The following is a 15111-nucleotide window of genomic DNA, read 5'->3' on the forward strand; positions in this document are numbered from 1 at the left end:
GCGCATGCTCTCCTCACGACGAAACGCGCTCCGATTCGCCGCCGCCGCGGCGGCGGCCGCCCTCCTGCTCCCCGCCGCGGACGCTCCGGCCGAGACCTGCTTCACCCCCGCGGCCGCTCGTGGGCTCGTCGCGACGAGCTACACGGACACGCTCCTCAACGGCGCCGACCCGGAGGACGCGACCTTCTTCACGAGCGCGGGCGGGGTCCCGAACATCTTCATCCTGCTCGGCAACCCGACCTCGATGCGCCGCCTGCCGCCGAACGGCCCCTCGTCGTACCCCGGGACGCGTCCGCCTCTCCAGAACCCGCTCGACGCGATCCCGACGATGAGGCCGTTCGACGCGGACTGCGACCTGATGGCGGGCTGCCCGGTGATGGGGTGCGGGGACGATCCCGTGTCCGCGGCTTACCTGGGCGACGGCTCTCTCCTCCAGTGGCTGCGAGAGCGCTCGTTCCAGTCCCCCTGCGGCCAGGTCGCCACCGCGGGTGCCGCCGGCACCTACAGCGCGTCCATCGACTACGCCGCCGAGGGGAAGGCGTGCCCCTACTATTCCCAGGGAGTCAACGCCACCGTCCCCGCCTTCGACACGAGCCATCCGGGCGGCTACGACCCCGACTTCTACTGCGGGAGCAACGGCGACACGGTCGCGTGCGGGGCCCGGACGAACTTCTTCGACAAGGACCTCGTCTACCACGACACCGTCGTCGAGACGCCGGCCGGGCTGCCGGTCAACGCGAGCGACGGCTGGACCGCCCAGAGCGTCAACCCGGCGGCGCGCAAGAGCGGCACCATCCTCGCCGTCGACAACTTCTGCAGCAACACCTACGGCAACGCGGATCAGGGCGCGGTGTCCAAGGCGAGCATCTGCGCGTCGTGCCTGCGAACGCGCGGCTTCTTCCTGGACGGGAGGCAGTTCCGGACCACGGTGGACGGCGTCGCGAACGTCACCTATCCGTCGATCTATTTCCTGGGGAACTGGCTCAACTTCTACCCGCCCAAGTTCGTCGTGGCGCGCAAGATCATCAAGGACGTGGTGAAGGACAAGGCGAACGTGCGCATGGGCCTCGCGCACTTCGGCGACACCGGCGCGGACCACACCTCCGGCGAGTGGATGTCGCTCGCGCCGACCTGCGATCAGCCGGACTCGAACTGGACGGCCTCGCGCAGCACCTACATCAACGAGATCAACTCGTTCCACTTCAACAAGGGCGCCCCGCTCGCGCGCGCGCTGCTCGACATCGGGCAGTACTACCACACGCCCGAGCTGCCCTGGTTCGACCTCGGCACCACCTGGAACGCCAACACCGGCACCACCGGGAGCGGCGCGTCCACGAACCAGCAGTCGATCTGCTACGCGTGCCAGGCGAGCTCCGTCATCGTCATGCTGGACCGCGCGCCCGCCTCGACCGAGGGCAACGCGCTGCCCGCGGGGAGCGTCGACGCGACCGCAGCCGAGACCCAGTACGCCGGCGCGACGACGACGGGCGTCGTCCCGGACACCACCGACGCGACCGGGATCCCCACCTCGCTCTGTACCGACTGCGCCAAGTTCCCCGCCGAGAAGGACTGGCTCAACAACCCGATCCGCGTCGCGTGGTACCTGCACAACTTCGATCTCCGGCGGAACAACGAGAGCACCGAGGACTGCGCCGCCATGGGCGGCAAGCAGGTCCTCGACGTGTACACGCTCGGGCTCGGCGCCATCGACGACGGCGCGACCATGCTCCAGTCCGTCGCGCGGATGGGCGGCGGCGCCTACGAGGTGGCGAACGACGCCCCGACGCTCAAGCAGGCGCTCGAGAACATGTTCCTCACCATCAGCGAGCGCTCCACGTCGTTCAGCGTGGCGACGGTCTCCACCCTGCAGACGACCTCTGGCCAGTCGGTGATCGTGCCGCGCTTCGAGCCCGGCGCGCCCAGCGATCGGCTCTGGCAGGGCCATCTCCTCCGCTACGAGCTCTACAGCGAGTTCATCAACGCCTGCCAGGAGACGGCGGACGGGACCGGCGCGGGCGACCTCGACTGCGACGGCAAGTGCCTGAGCGTCTTCCTCAAGGACAAGGACGGCGACTTCATCCAGGAGGACGGAACGGGCGCCTTCCGCAAGAACGACCCGCCGGACGCGGCGCCCTGCTACCAGGCCTCGGCGTGCATTGCGAAGGGCGGAACCTGCGCCGTCGCGGGCACGGGCGCCGCCGCCGAGTACTGGGACGCGCAGAAGGCGATGCGGGCGCCGAGCTGGCTGACGGACCGCCGCGTCTACACCGTCGTGGACGACGCCGGCCCGAGCGGCGCCACGCCCGACGGCAAGATCGACGCCTACGACACGGTGTTCCGCCTCGAGCCCAACGACATCGTCGCGACGAAGCTCCTTCCCTACCTCGCCCTCGAGAGCGGCGTGTGCACCCAGCTCGCCTTGAAGCTCGGCGCGGCCGGCGACGCCCTCACCGCGAACGCCGTCTCCGCGACGCGCCTCTTCTGCGCGAAGACCCTCATCCGCTACGTGCTGGGTGCGGACGTCTTCAACGAGAACGAGGCGAAGCCCGACCAGGGGCTCTGGCCGAAGGCCGCCGACGACGCGGGGCAGGACACGCTGCCGAATCGCTTCCTCATGCTCGGCGACATCTTCCACTCCGCGCCGGTGGTGGTCGACCCGCCCCTCCCGCCCGACGGCATCCTGTGCCCGAACGGCCTCCACAACCAGTGCCTCACCTCGCTCTGGGGAACGCCCGTCCCGGATCTCTCCAGCACGGAGGACGCGTACGCCGGGTACGCGAAGAGCGACACGTACAAGAACCGCCGGAAGGTCGTGGTGGTGGGCGCGAACGACGGGCTCTTGCACGCGTTCGACGGCGGTGCCTGGGTCGCGGATGCGGACGATCCCACGACGACCGGGATCGACGAGAGGAAGCCTCCCTTCAACGGCTACTACACGCGCGGCACCGGGGCGGAGCTGTGGGCGCTCCTCCCGCCGGACCTGCTGCCGAAGGTCGGGCTCCTGCTCCAGGGGCACCAGCTGTTCGTGGACGGCTCGCCCATGGTGCGCGACGTCTGGGTGGACGGCACGGAGAACGCCCTCGGCTCCGCCTCGGCCCTCAAGGACGGCAAGAAGGGCAAGGCGGAGTTCCACACGGTCGCCGTGGTCGCCGAGCGGCGCGGCGGGACGCACTACTTCGGCCTCGACCTGACGGACGCGACCAAGCTGCCGTCGGAGACCGGCCACCAGGCGCCCAGGTTCCTCTGGATCTACCCCCAGCCCACCGACAAGGAGTCGCTCTCGTTCGGCGCGACCTACGCGGACTTCCTGCCCGTCGGGCCGCCCATCGGCCCCGTACGCATCAAGTCCGACTCGACCTCGAACGGACTGTTCGGGAACCTCCCGCAGTCGACGCTGACCATGTCCGTCCCGGGCGCGATGACGGGCACCACCACCGCCGTGCCGTATCACGAGCGCTGGGTCGCGCTCCTCTCCGGTGGCTTCGATCCGCAGTTCGTCCGCGGCCGCGGCGTGCACATGGTGGACGTCTGGACGGGCGACGAGCTCTTCGACTTCAGCCTTCCCACCCAGCAGGAGAGCCCCGCCCCCGCGACGGACGATCCGCGCTGGAAGCTCCGCGCGCCGGTGCCGGCCACTGCCGCCATGGTCGTGTGGGGCAAGAGCGCCCGCCGGCTGGAGTCCTCGCCCAACGACGGCTACTTCGACACGGCCACCTTCGGAGACGCCGCCGGCCAGCTGTGGGTGCTCCGCTTCAGCGATCCGGGCGAGCTCGACGCGGGCACCAAGAAGGTGACGAACTGGTACGGCGCGCGCGCGTTCGAGCTGGAGGGTTGCGCGGGCCAGCCGTTCTTCTACATCACCGCGAACGCCGCCATCCCCGGGGGCATCCTGCGCACGTTCGCTGGCACGGGCGATCGCTACAACCTGCTCGACCGGTTCGGCGGCACCTGCGGCCCGGACAACGTCCGGGCCTGCGTGCAGCGCGGCTGCACCGTCACGATCGCGGACGCCACGAACTCCATCTGGTCGACCGGGCTCGGCAAGGAGTCCGGAGCCGCGACCCTGAACGCGTGCACGGCCACGGGCGCCCTCTCCTCCACGCGCAGCCAGACCGAGCCGAGCGCCACGGCGTGCACGCTCTCCGCCCAGGCGAAGGTCTCGATCGACTGCACGGGCGCGAACGACACCGAGAAGAACGTCACCGTCGCCTGCTCCGACTCGTCGGCCGGGCTCTCGTGCACCCGCTCCGGCACGAACGGCCTCTTGCTCAACCTGGGCGACTCCACCTCCCCGATCCAGCGGGACAACTGGTTCATCTCCGCGCGCGTCTTCGGGGATGACAACCTGCGCCCGGTGTTCCGCACCGCCGCCGAGGCGAAGACCTACGACACGAACCGGATCAAGCTGACGGGCTCGGGCGACACCGCGACGCCGCTCGTGCTGATCGACGGGAACGACACCGCCGGCCCCTTCGCCTCCGCCACCGACGCGGGCTGGGCGCTCCACTACAACCACGACGGCACGATGACCGCCGACGACCACACCTACCCCGTCTCCCGGTACGACGAGCGCACCTCGTCGACGACTGCCCTGTTCCGCTGGCTCTCCTGGAACACGATCCAGACCGCGTCGCAGGCCGGCGTGACGCGCAAGTCCGGGTCGAGCTGTCAGGTCGCGCAGTGCACCGCGGTGAACCGGCGCGTCGCCTACCACTACATCGTCGATCCGGTGAGGGGGAGCCCGGTCCTCGACGAGGGCGGCACCGCCGTGTTCGCCCGGGCGCAGAACACGCTCGTGCCGACGATGGGCGATCAGGCGACGGTGTTCGTGAACCAGAAGGGACAGGTGCAGGTCGGGCTCACGGCGGTGAACCCCGAGAAGGGGGCGTCCAACGTCTCGACCGCGGTGAGCCGCGATCCGGTCCCGAGCTACGGGGTCATCCAGGTCTCGAAGCAGCTGCACGACTGCCGCCACAACCCGAGCGCGCCGAACACCTGCAAGTGAGCCGCGGCGAGTCGGGGCGGCGCCATCAGTCGCGGCCGATCCCGAACTTCGCGAGCCGGTAGCGCAGCGAGCGGAAGGTGAGGCTGAGGAGGCGCGCCGCCTCGGTCTTCACGCCGCCGGTGCGCGCGAGCGCCTGCTCCAGCAGGTGACGCTCGATCGCGTCGAGGTGCGCCTGGAGGTCCATGCCGGCGTCGGGGAGCTGCGCCTGCGCGTCGGGCAGCGCCGCCGCGCGACCGCGGAGCGCGGGCGGCAGCACGGAGGGGTCGATGGTCTCCGCCTCCCCGGCGAGCGTCACCGCGCGCTCGACCACGTTCGCGAGCTCGCGCACGTTGCCGGGCCAGTCGTGCGCGAGGAGCGCGCCCTCGGCCTCGGGCGAGAGGCGCGGCACCGGGCGTCCCGCCTCGGCGGCGAAGCGCGCGAGGAAGTGCTCGAGGAAGAGCGGCACGTCCTCCTTGCGCTCGCGCAGCGCTGGGACGCGGATCTGGATGACGTTGAGCCGGTAGAAGAGGTCCTCCCGGAACCGCCCGCGCTGCACGTCCTCGGCGAGCTCGCGATTCGTCGCGGCGACGATGCGCGCGCCCACCGCGAGATCGCTCTGCCCGCCCACGCGCCGCACGCGGCGCTCCTGCAGCGCGCGGAGGAGCTTCACCTGGAGCTGGGGCGGCAGCTCGCCGACCTCGTCGAGGAAGAGCGTGCCCGTCCCGGCGACCTCGAACAGGCCCGCCTTGGCCTCCGTCGCGCCGGTGAAGCTCCCCTTCTCGTGGCCGAAGAGCTCGCTCTCGAGGAGCCCCTCGGGGATGGCGCCGCAGTTGATGGCCACGAACGGCCGGTCGGGGCCGGCGCCGCGGTGGATCGCCCGCGCGACCACCTCCTTGCCGGTGCCGCTCTCGCCCATCACGAGGATGGTCGAGCGGGAGCGGGCGACCCGCTCCACGAGCGAGCGGACCTCCTCGATGCCGGCGGAGCGGCCGAGCAGCTCGGGCTCGGCGAAGGTCGCGCCGGCGCGGTGGCGGAGCGCGCGGTTCTCCGCGACGAGCGCGCGCCGCTCGAGCGCCTTCGCGACCACGAGCTTCAGCTCGTCGAGCTTGAACGGCTTCAGGACGTAGTCGTACGCCCCGAGCTTCATCGCCTGGATGGCGTTCTCGGCCGTCGCGAACGCCGTGACGATGACCACCTCGGTCGCGGGCGAGTGCGTCTTCACGGCCGCGAGGACGTCCATCCCGGTGCCGGCGCCGAGCCGGAGATCGGTCACGACGAGGTCGAGGTCGCCCTGGGCGGCGCGCGCCACGGCTCCCGGCGCGTCAGCCGCGAGGTGCACCTCGTGACCCTGCTTGCGGAGCAGGATCTCGAGCATGTCGCGCATGGACGACTCGTCGTCGACGACCAGGATCGAGGCCACGGCGCATCCTAACCCGGGACTCCTACGCCGCCCCCGTCCGCGCCCTCACGCGGGAGCAGGACCACGAAGCGCGTCCCACGCCCAGGAGACGAGTCCACCGTCACGCTGCCGCGGTGCGCGTCGACGACGCGCTGGACGGTGGGGAGCCCGAGGCCGGTGCCGTTCCGCTTGGTGGTGAAGAACGGGAGGAAGATGCGGGGCAGGTCGGCGGCGGGGATCCCCGGCCCATCGTCCTCGACCACGAGGCGCGCGCCCTTCACGTCGGGCCCGCAGGCGACGCGCACGCGCCCGGCCCCGCCCTCGCGCGCGGCGGCCGCCTGGGCGGCGTTCACGAGGAGGTTCCAGAACACCTGGCGCGTCTGGTCCGGGTCGCAGGCGACCGTCACGGGCGAGAGGTCCTGCTCGACGGTCACGCGCGCGGCGGTCGGATCGTTCGCGAACACCCGCAGCGCCTCGTCGAGGACGACGGAGAGGTCGGTCCGGACGCGTCGGAGCGGCGCCGGGCGGGTGTACTCGAGCAGATCGTTCACGAGCCCGTCGAGCCGCGCCGCCTCCCGGAGCACGATGTCCATGAGCCGGCGCTCGTCGGGCGGGAGCGCCGCGTTCGTCTGCAGGAGCTCGAGGGAGCCGCTCATCGCGGCGAGGGGGTTGCGGAGCTCGTGGGCGAGCCCGGCCGCCACCCGGCCCAGGTCCGCGAGCCGGCGGCTGCGCTGGACGGCGTTCTCCATCTCCCGGAGGGCGGTGAGGTCCTGGAAGATCACCGCGCTGCCGATCGCGGCGGCCGCCGGGCCGCGCAGCGGGAACGCCGAGTACCCGAGCCGGAGAGGCCGCCCGGAGGGGCCCGTCCACTCGACCTCGCCGCGCGGCGTCGCCGCGCGGAAGGCGCCGAACCGCTCGGTCGCGGGCCGCCCGCGCACCTCCTCCAGGCGGAGGCCCGTGAGCAGCTCCCCGGCCGGATTCAGGTAGGTGACCTTGCCGGCGAGGTCGAGCGTCATGAGCCCGCTCGTGAGCGACGCCACGATGGACTCGTGGAGCGCGGTGATCTCGGCGAGGGCCCCCTCCTGCGCGACGATGCGCTCGCCCGCCGAGCGGAGCTGCTCGGCGAGGTAGGAGGAGAGGATCGCGACCGCCACGAACGAGGCGGCGTGGACGAGGAGCGTGGTGCGCGAGACGTCCGCGCCGTGCGGGTCGACCCGGAGCGCCACGGCGAGGTAGGCGGGGACCGCCAGCGCGGCCGCGAAGAGCGCGCCGCGCCGGAAGAGCAGGATCGCGCCGTTCACGACGCCGATCGAGAAGATCACGACGAAGACCGACGCGGAGTACCCGGTCACCGCGACGACCGCGGTCGCGACGAGCACGTCTAGGACCACCTGCGCGTAGGCGAGCGAGGTCAGGCCCCGGCCGGCCCGGAGCGCGAGCGCGGTGGCGAGCGCGACGAGGTACGTCGCCGCCACGACCGCGTAGAGCGGCAGGAGGTCCCGCTCGATGACGGGGCCGAGCTCGAGGTTCACGACGATGGTGCCGGCGAGGAGCACCGTCACCGTGACGACGCGGAACAGCGTCAGCCAGCCGAGCTTCCGGCGAAGCCCGTCGCGAGGCGCGGCGGCCGGCGGCTCCGCCGCGGGCTCCGTGGCGAGGGCGGCGGCGGTCGGCTCCACGGCGCCCCGCTACTTGATGTTGCCGGCGATGCTGAAGATGGGGAGGTACATGGCGACGAGGAACCCGCCGACCATCCCGCCCAGGAACACCATCATGACCGGCTCGATCATGGCGGTGAGGCCGGCGACGGCGACGTCGACCTCGTCGTCGTAGAAGTCGGCGATCTTGTTCAGCATGGCGTCCATGGCGCCCGTCGCCTCGCCGACGCCGATCATCTGCACGACCATCGGCGGGAAGACCTTGGTCTCGGCGAGCGGGCCGGCGATGTTCTTGCCCTCCGAGATCTTCGCGCGGACGTACATGATGCCCTTCTCGATGATCTTGTTGCCGGCGGAGCGGGCGACGATCTGGAGGGCGTCGAGGATGGGCACGCCGGACGAGAGCATCGTCCCGAGCGTGCGGGTGAACCGGGCGACCGCCACCTTGCGCACGAGCGACCCGAACAGCGGCATCTTGAGCACGAACGCGTGCCACTTCTCGACGCCGCGCGGGTTGCTCGTGAACACCTTGAAGGCGATCACGATCGCGATGGGGACCGCGAGGTACCAGTACCAGTTGTCGCGCAGGCCATGCGACAGGTCGATGAGGAACTGCGTCGGCGCCGGCATCGCGCCGCCGAAGTCCTTGAACATCTTCTCGAAGGTCGGGGTGACGAAGGCGAGCAGCACGACCGTCACGCCCACGCCGACGGTGAGGACGATGGACGGGTAGACCATCGCGCCCTTCACGCGCCGCTTCAGCTTCTCGTTCTTCTCGATGTACGCGCCGAGCCGCTGGAGGATGGTGTCGAGGATGCCGCCGATCTCGCCGGCGCGCACGAGCTGGACGAAGAGCTCGTCGAAGGCCTTGGGGTGCTCGGCGAGCGCGTCGGCGAAGGTGGAGCCGGACTCCACGCGGACCTTGACCGCCGTGAGGACCTTCCTGAACGCCGGGTTGTCCGCCTGGGTGGCGAGGATGTCGAGGGCCTGCACGAGCGGGAGGCCCGCGTCGATCATCACCGAGAACTGCCGGGTGAAGACGAGGATGTCCTTCGTCCCGACGCTCGGGCCGAAGCCCGGGATGAAGAGGTCCTTCGGCTTCCTGCGGACCCGCGTCGGCTCGAGGCCCATCTGGCGGAGGCGCGCCTCGACCGCCGACGCGTCGCCTGCCTCCATCTCGCCGGACCTCACCTCGCCCTGCTTGGTCTTCGCCGACCACTTCCAGACCGGCACCTGCTTGGGCGCAGGCGCGGCCTTCGTCTTCGCGTTCGCGGCTGCGGCCTGTGCCATGAGCTCCTCGCGGGGTGCGGGCCGATCCTAGCCGAGGGTCGCCCGCGGGTCGAAATCGTGGTCAGCGCGCCGGCGCCGGGGGCGGGCGCATCCCGGCGCCGCTCGCGAGGAGGTTCTTCAGCTCCTCGGGATCCGAGGACCGGCCCATCGCCTCCTCGAGCGTGATGAGCCGCCTCGCGTACGCCAGCGCGAGGCTCTGGTTGAAGGTCTGCATGCCGAACTTGGTCTGGCCGACCTGCATCTGCGAGTACACCTGGTGGATCTTGTCCTCGCGGATGAGGTTCCGGATGGCGGGGTTCGGGACCATCACCTCGATGATGAGCGCGCGCCCCGGGCCGCCCGCGCGGGGCAGGAGGTTCTGCGTGAGCACGCCCTCGAGCACGAACGAGAGCTGCGCGCGGACCTGCGGCTGCTGGTAGGGCGGGAAGACGTCCAGGATGCGGTTGATCGTCTGGACCGCGCTGTTCGTGTGCAGGGTCGCGAACGCGAGGTGGCCGGTCTCGGAGATGACGAGCGCCGCCTCGATGGTCTCGAGGTCGCGCATCTCGCCGACGAGCACCACGTCCGGATCCTGGCGCAGGATGTACTTGAGGGCCTTCTTGAACGACTGGGTGTCCGCCCCGACCTCGCGCTGGTTCACCACGCAGTTCTTGTGCGGGTGGAGGTACTCGATCGGATCCTCGATGGTGATGATGTGCTCGTGCCGGTCGGTGTTGATCTTGTCGATGATCGACGCGAGCGTCGTCGACTTGCCGGAGCCGGTCGGGCCGGTCACGAGCACGAGCCCGCGCGGCTTCTTCGCGAGCTCGGCGACGATGGGCGGCAGGCCGAGGTCCTGGAAGGTGAGGATCTTGAACGGGATCGTGCGGAACGCGCCCGCGACCGCGCCGCGCTGCATGAAGACGTTCGCGCGGAAGCGCGACAGCCCCTTGACGCCGAACGACAGGTCGAGCTCGCTCTCCTCCTCGAACTTGTGCTTCTGGGCGTCGGTGAGGATCGAGTAGCAGAGCTGCTTCGTCTCGACGGGCGTGAGCGGCGGCGTCTTGAGCGGCACGAGCTTGCCGTCGATCCGGAGCTGCGGCGGCGAGGCGGTCGTGATGTGGAGGTCGGAGGCCCCCTTCTCGACCATCGCCTTGAGGAGCTGGTGCAGGTTGGCCAAGTCTTCGTTCGCCTTCGTGCCTTCGGGGCTAGAACTTGTCCGGCGCGGTGTTGCCCACCGCCTCGGCGAGGGTGGTGACGCCGAGCTTCACCTTGTTGAGCGCGCTCATTCGCAGCGTCCGGAAGCCGAGCCGGATCGCCTCCTGCTTCAGCTCCGCGGTCGAGCAGCCCTGGATGACGAGCTCCTTGAGGCCGTCCCAGAGCGGCATCACCTCGTACACCGCGACGCGGCCCTTGTAGCCGCGGTCGTTGCAGGTCCTGCACCCGACGGGCTCGAACGGCTGGAAGGTGCCGATCTCCTCGTGCGCGAACCCGGCGTCGAGGAGCGCCTGGTCGTCCACCTGCGCGGGCCGCTTGCACTCGGCGCAGAGCCGGCGGCAGAGCCGCTGCGCCACGATCGCGTTCAGCGAGGCCGTCACGAGGAAGGGCTCGATGCCCATGTTGAGGAGGCGCGAGACCGTGCCCGGCGCGTCGTTCGTGTGGAGCGTCGAGAGCACGAGGTGGCCCGTGAGCGCGGCCTTCACCCCGATCTCCGCGGTCTCGAAGTCCCGGATCTCGCCGACCATGATGATGTCGGGGTCCTGGCGGAGGAAGCTGCGCAGCGCGGCCGCGAAGTTGAGGCCGATGTCCTCGTGCATCTGGACCTGGTTGATCCCGAAGAAGTTGAACTCGACCGGGTCCTCGGCGGTCGAGATGTTCCAGGCGACCTCGTTCAGCTTGGAGAGCGCGGAGTAGAGCGTCGTCGTCTTGCCCGAGCCGGTCGGGCCGGTGACGAGGACCATCCCGTACGGGCGGTCGATCGCCTCCATGAAGTCCTTGAGCTGCTGCTCCTCGAAGCCCAGCTTCGTCATGTCGAGCTGGAGGTTCGACTTGTCGAGGAGGCGCATCACCACCTTCTCGCCGAACAGCGTCGGGCAGACGGAGACGCGGAAGTCCATCTCCTTGCCCTTGCCGAGCTTCAGCTTGATGCGGCCGTCCTGCGGGAGCCGCCGCTCGCTGATGTCGAGCTCGGACATGATCTTGAGGCGGGAGATGATGGCGCTCTTCAGCTTCATCGGCGGCTTCATCACCTCGTACAGCGAGCCGTCGATGCGGAAGCGGACGCGGAAGTCCTTCTCGTAGGGCTCGATGTGGATGTCGGAGGCGCCCTTCTTGATGGCGTCGAGCAGGATGAGGTTCACCAGCTTGACGACCGGCGCCTCCTCCGCGCTCTTCTCGAGGTCGACGGCGTTGATGTCGTCGCCCTCGGCCTCGACCACCGAGATGTCGCCGTCGTCGAACCCCGCCATCACCTCCTCGAGGTTCGGCCCCTTCTCCATGTAGTGCTTGTCGATGGCCTCCTTGATCGCCTGCTCGGAGGCGACCACGACCTCGACGTTGTAGCCGGTGAGGAACTTGATGTCGTCGATGGCGAAGATGTTCGACGGATCGCTCATCGCGACGATGAGCGAGGCGCCGGCGCGGTTCACCGGCACGACCTGGTGCTTCTCGGCGGTCGACCTGGGGATGAGCTTCAGGACCTCCTCGTCGATGTCGAAGTCCTTGAGCGAGATCGCCGGGACCCCGTACTGCTTCGAGAGGAAGCTCGTGAGGTCGTGCTCGGCGATGGCGCCGCTGCGCACGAGGAGCGATCCGATGCGGCCGCCCGTCTTGCGTTGCTCGTCCTGGGCCTTCTGCAGCTGCTGCAGGGAGATGAGGTTCTCCCGGACCAGGAGTTCGCCGAGCCGTCCAGACATGCGTGAAGATCCCTCGGGGTGGAGCGCGCGAGAAGGCCGTGAAGCTCCGCGAACTTAGCAGGCAGCTCGGCGAGGGGTCAAGGAAGCGGCTACCGTAAGTACGCGATTCGAGAGGGTAAATCACGGAGCCCGGCCTACATGGGCGCCTTGTCCAGGACCTCTCTCGCGCGCTCCGCGTCCTCGGCGATCTGGGCCCGGAGCGCCTCCACGGACGGGAAACGCCGCTCGTCCCGCAGCCGCGCGACGAAGGCGAGGCGGATCCGCTCCCCGTAGAGGTCCCGGCCGACGAAGTCGAACAGGTGGGCCTCCGCGGTCACCGCCGCGCTCGCCTCGACGGTAGGCTTCACGCCCACGTTGCACACGCCCGCGTGGACCACCGCGCCCTCGAGCCCGCGCGGCCCCGGCTGCCCGCCCACCCAGGCGCGGACGGCGTACACGCCGTTCGCGGGGAGGAGCCCGGCCGTCTCGACGTTGGCGGTCGCGAAGCCGAAGCCGCGCCCCCGGCCCGCCCCGCGCACCACGACGCCGTCCACGTCGTGCGGACGGGTGAGGAGCAGGGCGGCCGCCTCGACGTTCCCCTCGAGGAGGAACTCGCGGACCTTGGTCGACGAGACGACGAGGCCGTCCACCGTGACCGGCTCGACGACGTGCAGCCGGATGCCGTGCGGGGCGAGCAGCGCGCGCAGGGTCTCCACCCGCGCGCGCTCGTGTCCCGCCGTGAAGTCGTAGCCGACGACCACGTCCGCGCAGCCGAGCGCGCCCGCCAGGTCCCGGGAGACGAACGCCTCCGCCGACGTCGCGGCGTAGGCGAGATCGAACGGCTGGAGGATCGTGGCGTCCGCGCCGGCGGCGGCGAGCAGCTCGAGCTTGCGCGGCAGCTGCACGAGGAGCGGCGGCGCGAGCTTCGGCCGGAGCACGCGGACGGGGTGGGGCTCGAAGGTGAGGACCGCCGCGGCGGCGCCGCGGCCGCGGGCGAGCTCGCCGGCGAGCGCGAGGAGCCGCTGGTGCCCGAGGTGGACGCCGTCGAAGTTGCCGACCGCGACGGCGGAGCCGCGGAGGCGCCCCGCGGCGCGGGCCTCGTCGAGCGAGCGGTACACGTCCATCGCGCCCGTTCATAGGGCGCGGGCCGGCCGCCGTCAAACGCACGGCGCGGTTGCGCGCCGGGGGACGCCCTGGCTGCGGTGCGCGACGTCGGCTCGAGCGAGCAGCGCCCTCAGAGGAAGCGCTTCGTGAACGCGCGCGGAAGGAGCTCGCCGAGCGTCGTGTCGACCGCCCCGCCGCGCGCCCCGACGAGCCTGACGGGCAGCTCGGGCCCGGCGAACTCCGCGAGCGTCTGCAGGCACATCCCGCAGGGCGGCGTCGGCTCGTCCGTCCCGCTCGCCACGGCGATGGCGTCGATCCGGCGCGCGCCCGCGGCCACCGCGGTGGCGACCGCCACCCGCTCCGCGCACAGCGTGAGGCCGTAGCTCGCGTTCTCGACGTTGCACCCGGCGTGAACCGCGTCGCCGGCGCGCACCGCCGCCCCCACCCGGAAGCTCGAGTACGGCGCGTAGGCGCGCTTGCGCGCGGCGCGGGCGGCGCGGGCGAGCGCGGCCGCGCCGCCGCTCTTTCCGGAGCGCGCGCTCACTCTTCCTGCAGGAGGCGCGCGATGGCGAGCTCGGCCGCGAGCGGCATGTCCACGAACTTCACGTGCGCGCCGAAGCGCGGCCCCTCACGCGACACCCGCAGCACCTCGCCGGACGCCTCGATCTCCTGCCGCGTCCCGGGGATGAGGAACCGGAGCTGGACGCGGTTCCCCGCGGGTGGGTGGAGCCCGCCGAAGTACACGCCGCCGAGGGCGAGGTTGCCCTCGTACGGCTCGAACGACCCGCCGAGCGCCGCGTCGCGCACCAGCAGGTGGATCGGGATGCGCCCGCTCTCGCGCCGGTCCGCCTCGGCCTCTTTATCGGTCGGGTCGGCGGCGTCGCTCTTCGGTGGCAGACGATCGTCCATGCTCGCCCCTCCGGAAGGGACGCTAGCAGCCTGGGGCCACCCTTTTCAACGAACCGCTCTGGGGAGGAACCCTTCCACGACCGCGGCCAGCCGGTCCTTGACGCGGCCGGCGGTCTCCGCGACCTCCTCGTGCGAGAGCGGCTGCCGCGAGAGCCCCGCGGCGGGGTTCGTCACCACCGAGATCCCGACGACCGGCACGCCCATGTGCCGCGCCGCGATGACCTCGGGCACCGTGGACATCCCGACGAGGTCCGCGCCGAGCAGGCGCAGCATCCTGATCTCCGCCGGCGTCTCGTAGGACGGGCCCGGCATGCAGGCGTAGACGCCGCGGCGGAGCGGAACGCCGCGCTCGGCGGCGGCCTCGTCGAGCAGCGCCCCGAGGCGCGCGTCGTACGCCTCCGACAGATCGGGGAAGCGCGGACCGAGCCGCTCGTCGTTCTCGCCCACGAGCGGGTTCATGCCGGAGAGGTTCAGGTGATCGACCATCCGGACGAGCTCGCCCGGGGCGTACGCGGGGTTCACGCCGCCCGCCGCGTTCGTCACGAGGAGCAGCTTCACCGGCATCGCGCAGAGCACCCGCGCCCCGAAGGCGACGTCCGCCGCGCTCCAGCCTTCGTAGCCGTGCACCCGCCCCTGCATCGCGGCGACGGCGACCCGCCCTCCCGGCGCGGCGAGCTCGCCGACGACCAGGCGCCCCGCGTGCCCCGGGACGCGCGAGACCGGGAACGACGGGATCTCCTCGTAGGGGATCGACACCGCCCGCTCGAGCCGGTCGACGAAGTCCCCGAGGCCCGAGCCGAGCACGAGCCCGGCCGCGGGCGCGAGGTCCGTCTTCCCCCGGATCCAGGCGAGGGCGTAGGAGAGGCGCGTGGAGAGATCGGCGCGGTGGGTCAT

10 protein-coding genes are annotated in these 15111 nt (G+C 71.2%); 1 reads left to right on the top strand and 9 read right to left on the bottom strand.

Going from position 1 to position 15111, the window contains the following annotated elements:
- Positions 1–4 precede the first annotated feature (4 nt).
- The gene (locus MNY60_RS10085; protein WP_242360567.1) at positions 5–5005 is read left to right on the top strand and encodes a pilus assembly protein PilY; all 5001 of its coding nucleotides are present in this window, start codon (positions 5–7) and stop codon (positions 5003–5005) included.
- A 25-nt stretch (positions 5006–5030) separates the two neighbouring features.
- Here MNY60_RS10085 and MNY60_RS10090 read toward each other — a convergent pair whose 3' ends face one another.
- The 9 genes from MNY60_RS10090 to MNY60_RS10130 all read right to left on the bottom strand — a co-directional run bounded on the left by MNY60_RS10090 (position 5031) and on the right by MNY60_RS10130 (position 15111).
- Positions 5031–6404, bottom strand: coding sequence for a sigma-54 dependent transcriptional regulator (locus tag MNY60_RS10090; protein ID WP_242360568.1), 1374 nt, complete (start codon positions 6402–6404; stop codon positions 5031–5033).
- 8 nt (positions 6405–6412) lie between these two features.
- Positions 6413–8062 (bottom strand): nitrogen regulation protein NR(II), encoded by a 1650-nt coding sequence (locus MNY60_RS10095; protein ID WP_242360569.1) that lies wholly within the window; start codon positions 8060–8062, stop codon positions 6413–6415.
- Between the two features lie 9 nt (positions 8063–8071).
- Positions 8072–9331 carry a type II secretion system F family protein gene (locus tag MNY60_RS10100; RefSeq protein ID WP_242360570.1) on the bottom strand — a complete coding sequence of 420 codons (1260 nt, stop codon included), beginning with the start codon at positions 9329–9331 and terminating at the stop codon, positions 8072–8074.
- A gap of 61 nt (positions 9332–9392) precedes the next feature.
- Positions 9393–10490 carry a type IV pilus twitching motility protein PilT gene (locus MNY60_RS10105; RefSeq protein WP_242360571.1) on the bottom strand — a complete coding sequence of 366 codons (1098 nt, stop codon included), beginning with the start codon at positions 10488–10490 and terminating at the stop codon, positions 9393–9395.
- Between the two features lie 28 nt (positions 10491–10518).
- Positions 10519–12225, bottom strand: coding sequence for a type IV-A pilus assembly ATPase PilB (gene pilB / locus MNY60_RS10110; protein ID WP_242360572.1), 1707 nt, complete (start codon positions 12223–12225; stop codon positions 10519–10521).
- A gap of 134 nt (positions 12226–12359) precedes the next feature.
- Positions 12360–13328 carry a riboflavin biosynthesis protein RibF gene (gene ribF / locus MNY60_RS10115; protein WP_242339456.1) on the bottom strand — a complete coding sequence of 323 codons (969 nt, stop codon included), beginning with the start codon at positions 13326–13328 and terminating at the stop codon, positions 12360–12362.
- Between the two features lie 110 nt (positions 13329–13438).
- Entirely contained in the window at positions 13439–13852 is a 414-nt protein-coding gene (locus MNY60_RS10120) for a cytidine deaminase (protein WP_242339458.1), read from the bottom strand.
- Positions 13849–14217, bottom strand: a complete 369-nt coding sequence (locus MNY60_RS10125) for a PilZ domain-containing protein (RefSeq protein ID WP_242339460.1) — start codon at positions 14215–14217, stop codon at positions 13849–13851. The genes MNY60_RS10120 and MNY60_RS10125 overlap by 4 nt, the downstream gene beginning before the upstream one ends.
- A 45-nt stretch (positions 14218–14262) precedes the next feature.
- Positions 14263–15111: a purine-nucleoside phosphorylase gene (locus MNY60_RS10130; protein ID WP_242339462.1), complete on the bottom strand. Its 849-nt coding sequence runs from the start codon at positions 15109–15111 to the stop codon at positions 14263–14265.

Source organism: Anaeromyxobacter sp. SG17, assembly GCF_022690695.1.
Classification (GTDB): Bacteria; Myxococcota; Myxococcia; order Myxococcales; family Anaeromyxobacteraceae; genus Anaeromyxobacter; species Anaeromyxobacter soli.

Bases quoted from the DNA above. Each gene is read 5' to 3' on its own strand.
- MNY60_RS10085 (WP_242360567.1), top strand. From the start codon at position 5: ATGCTCTCCTCACGACGAAACGCGCTCCGATTCGCCGCCGCCGCGGCG.
- MNY60_RS10100 (WP_242360570.1), bottom strand. From the start codon at position 9,331: ATGGCACAGGCCGCAGCCGCGAACGCGAAGACGAAGGCCGCGCCTGCG.
- pilB (WP_242360572.1), bottom strand. From the start codon at position 12,225: ATGTCTGGACGGCTCGGCGAACTCCTGGTCCGGGAGAACCTCATCTCC.
- ribF (WP_242339456.1), bottom strand. From the start codon at position 13,328: ATGGACGTGTACCGCTCGCTCGACGAGGCCCGCGCCGCGGGGCGCCTC.
- MNY60_RS10125 (WP_242339460.1), bottom strand. From the start codon at position 14,217: ATGGACGATCGTCTGCCACCGAAGAGCGACGCCGCCGACCCGACCGAT.
- MNY60_RS10130 (WP_242339462.1), bottom strand. From the start codon at position 15,111: ATGACCCACCGCGCCGATCTCTCCACGCGCCTCTCCTACGCCCTCGCC.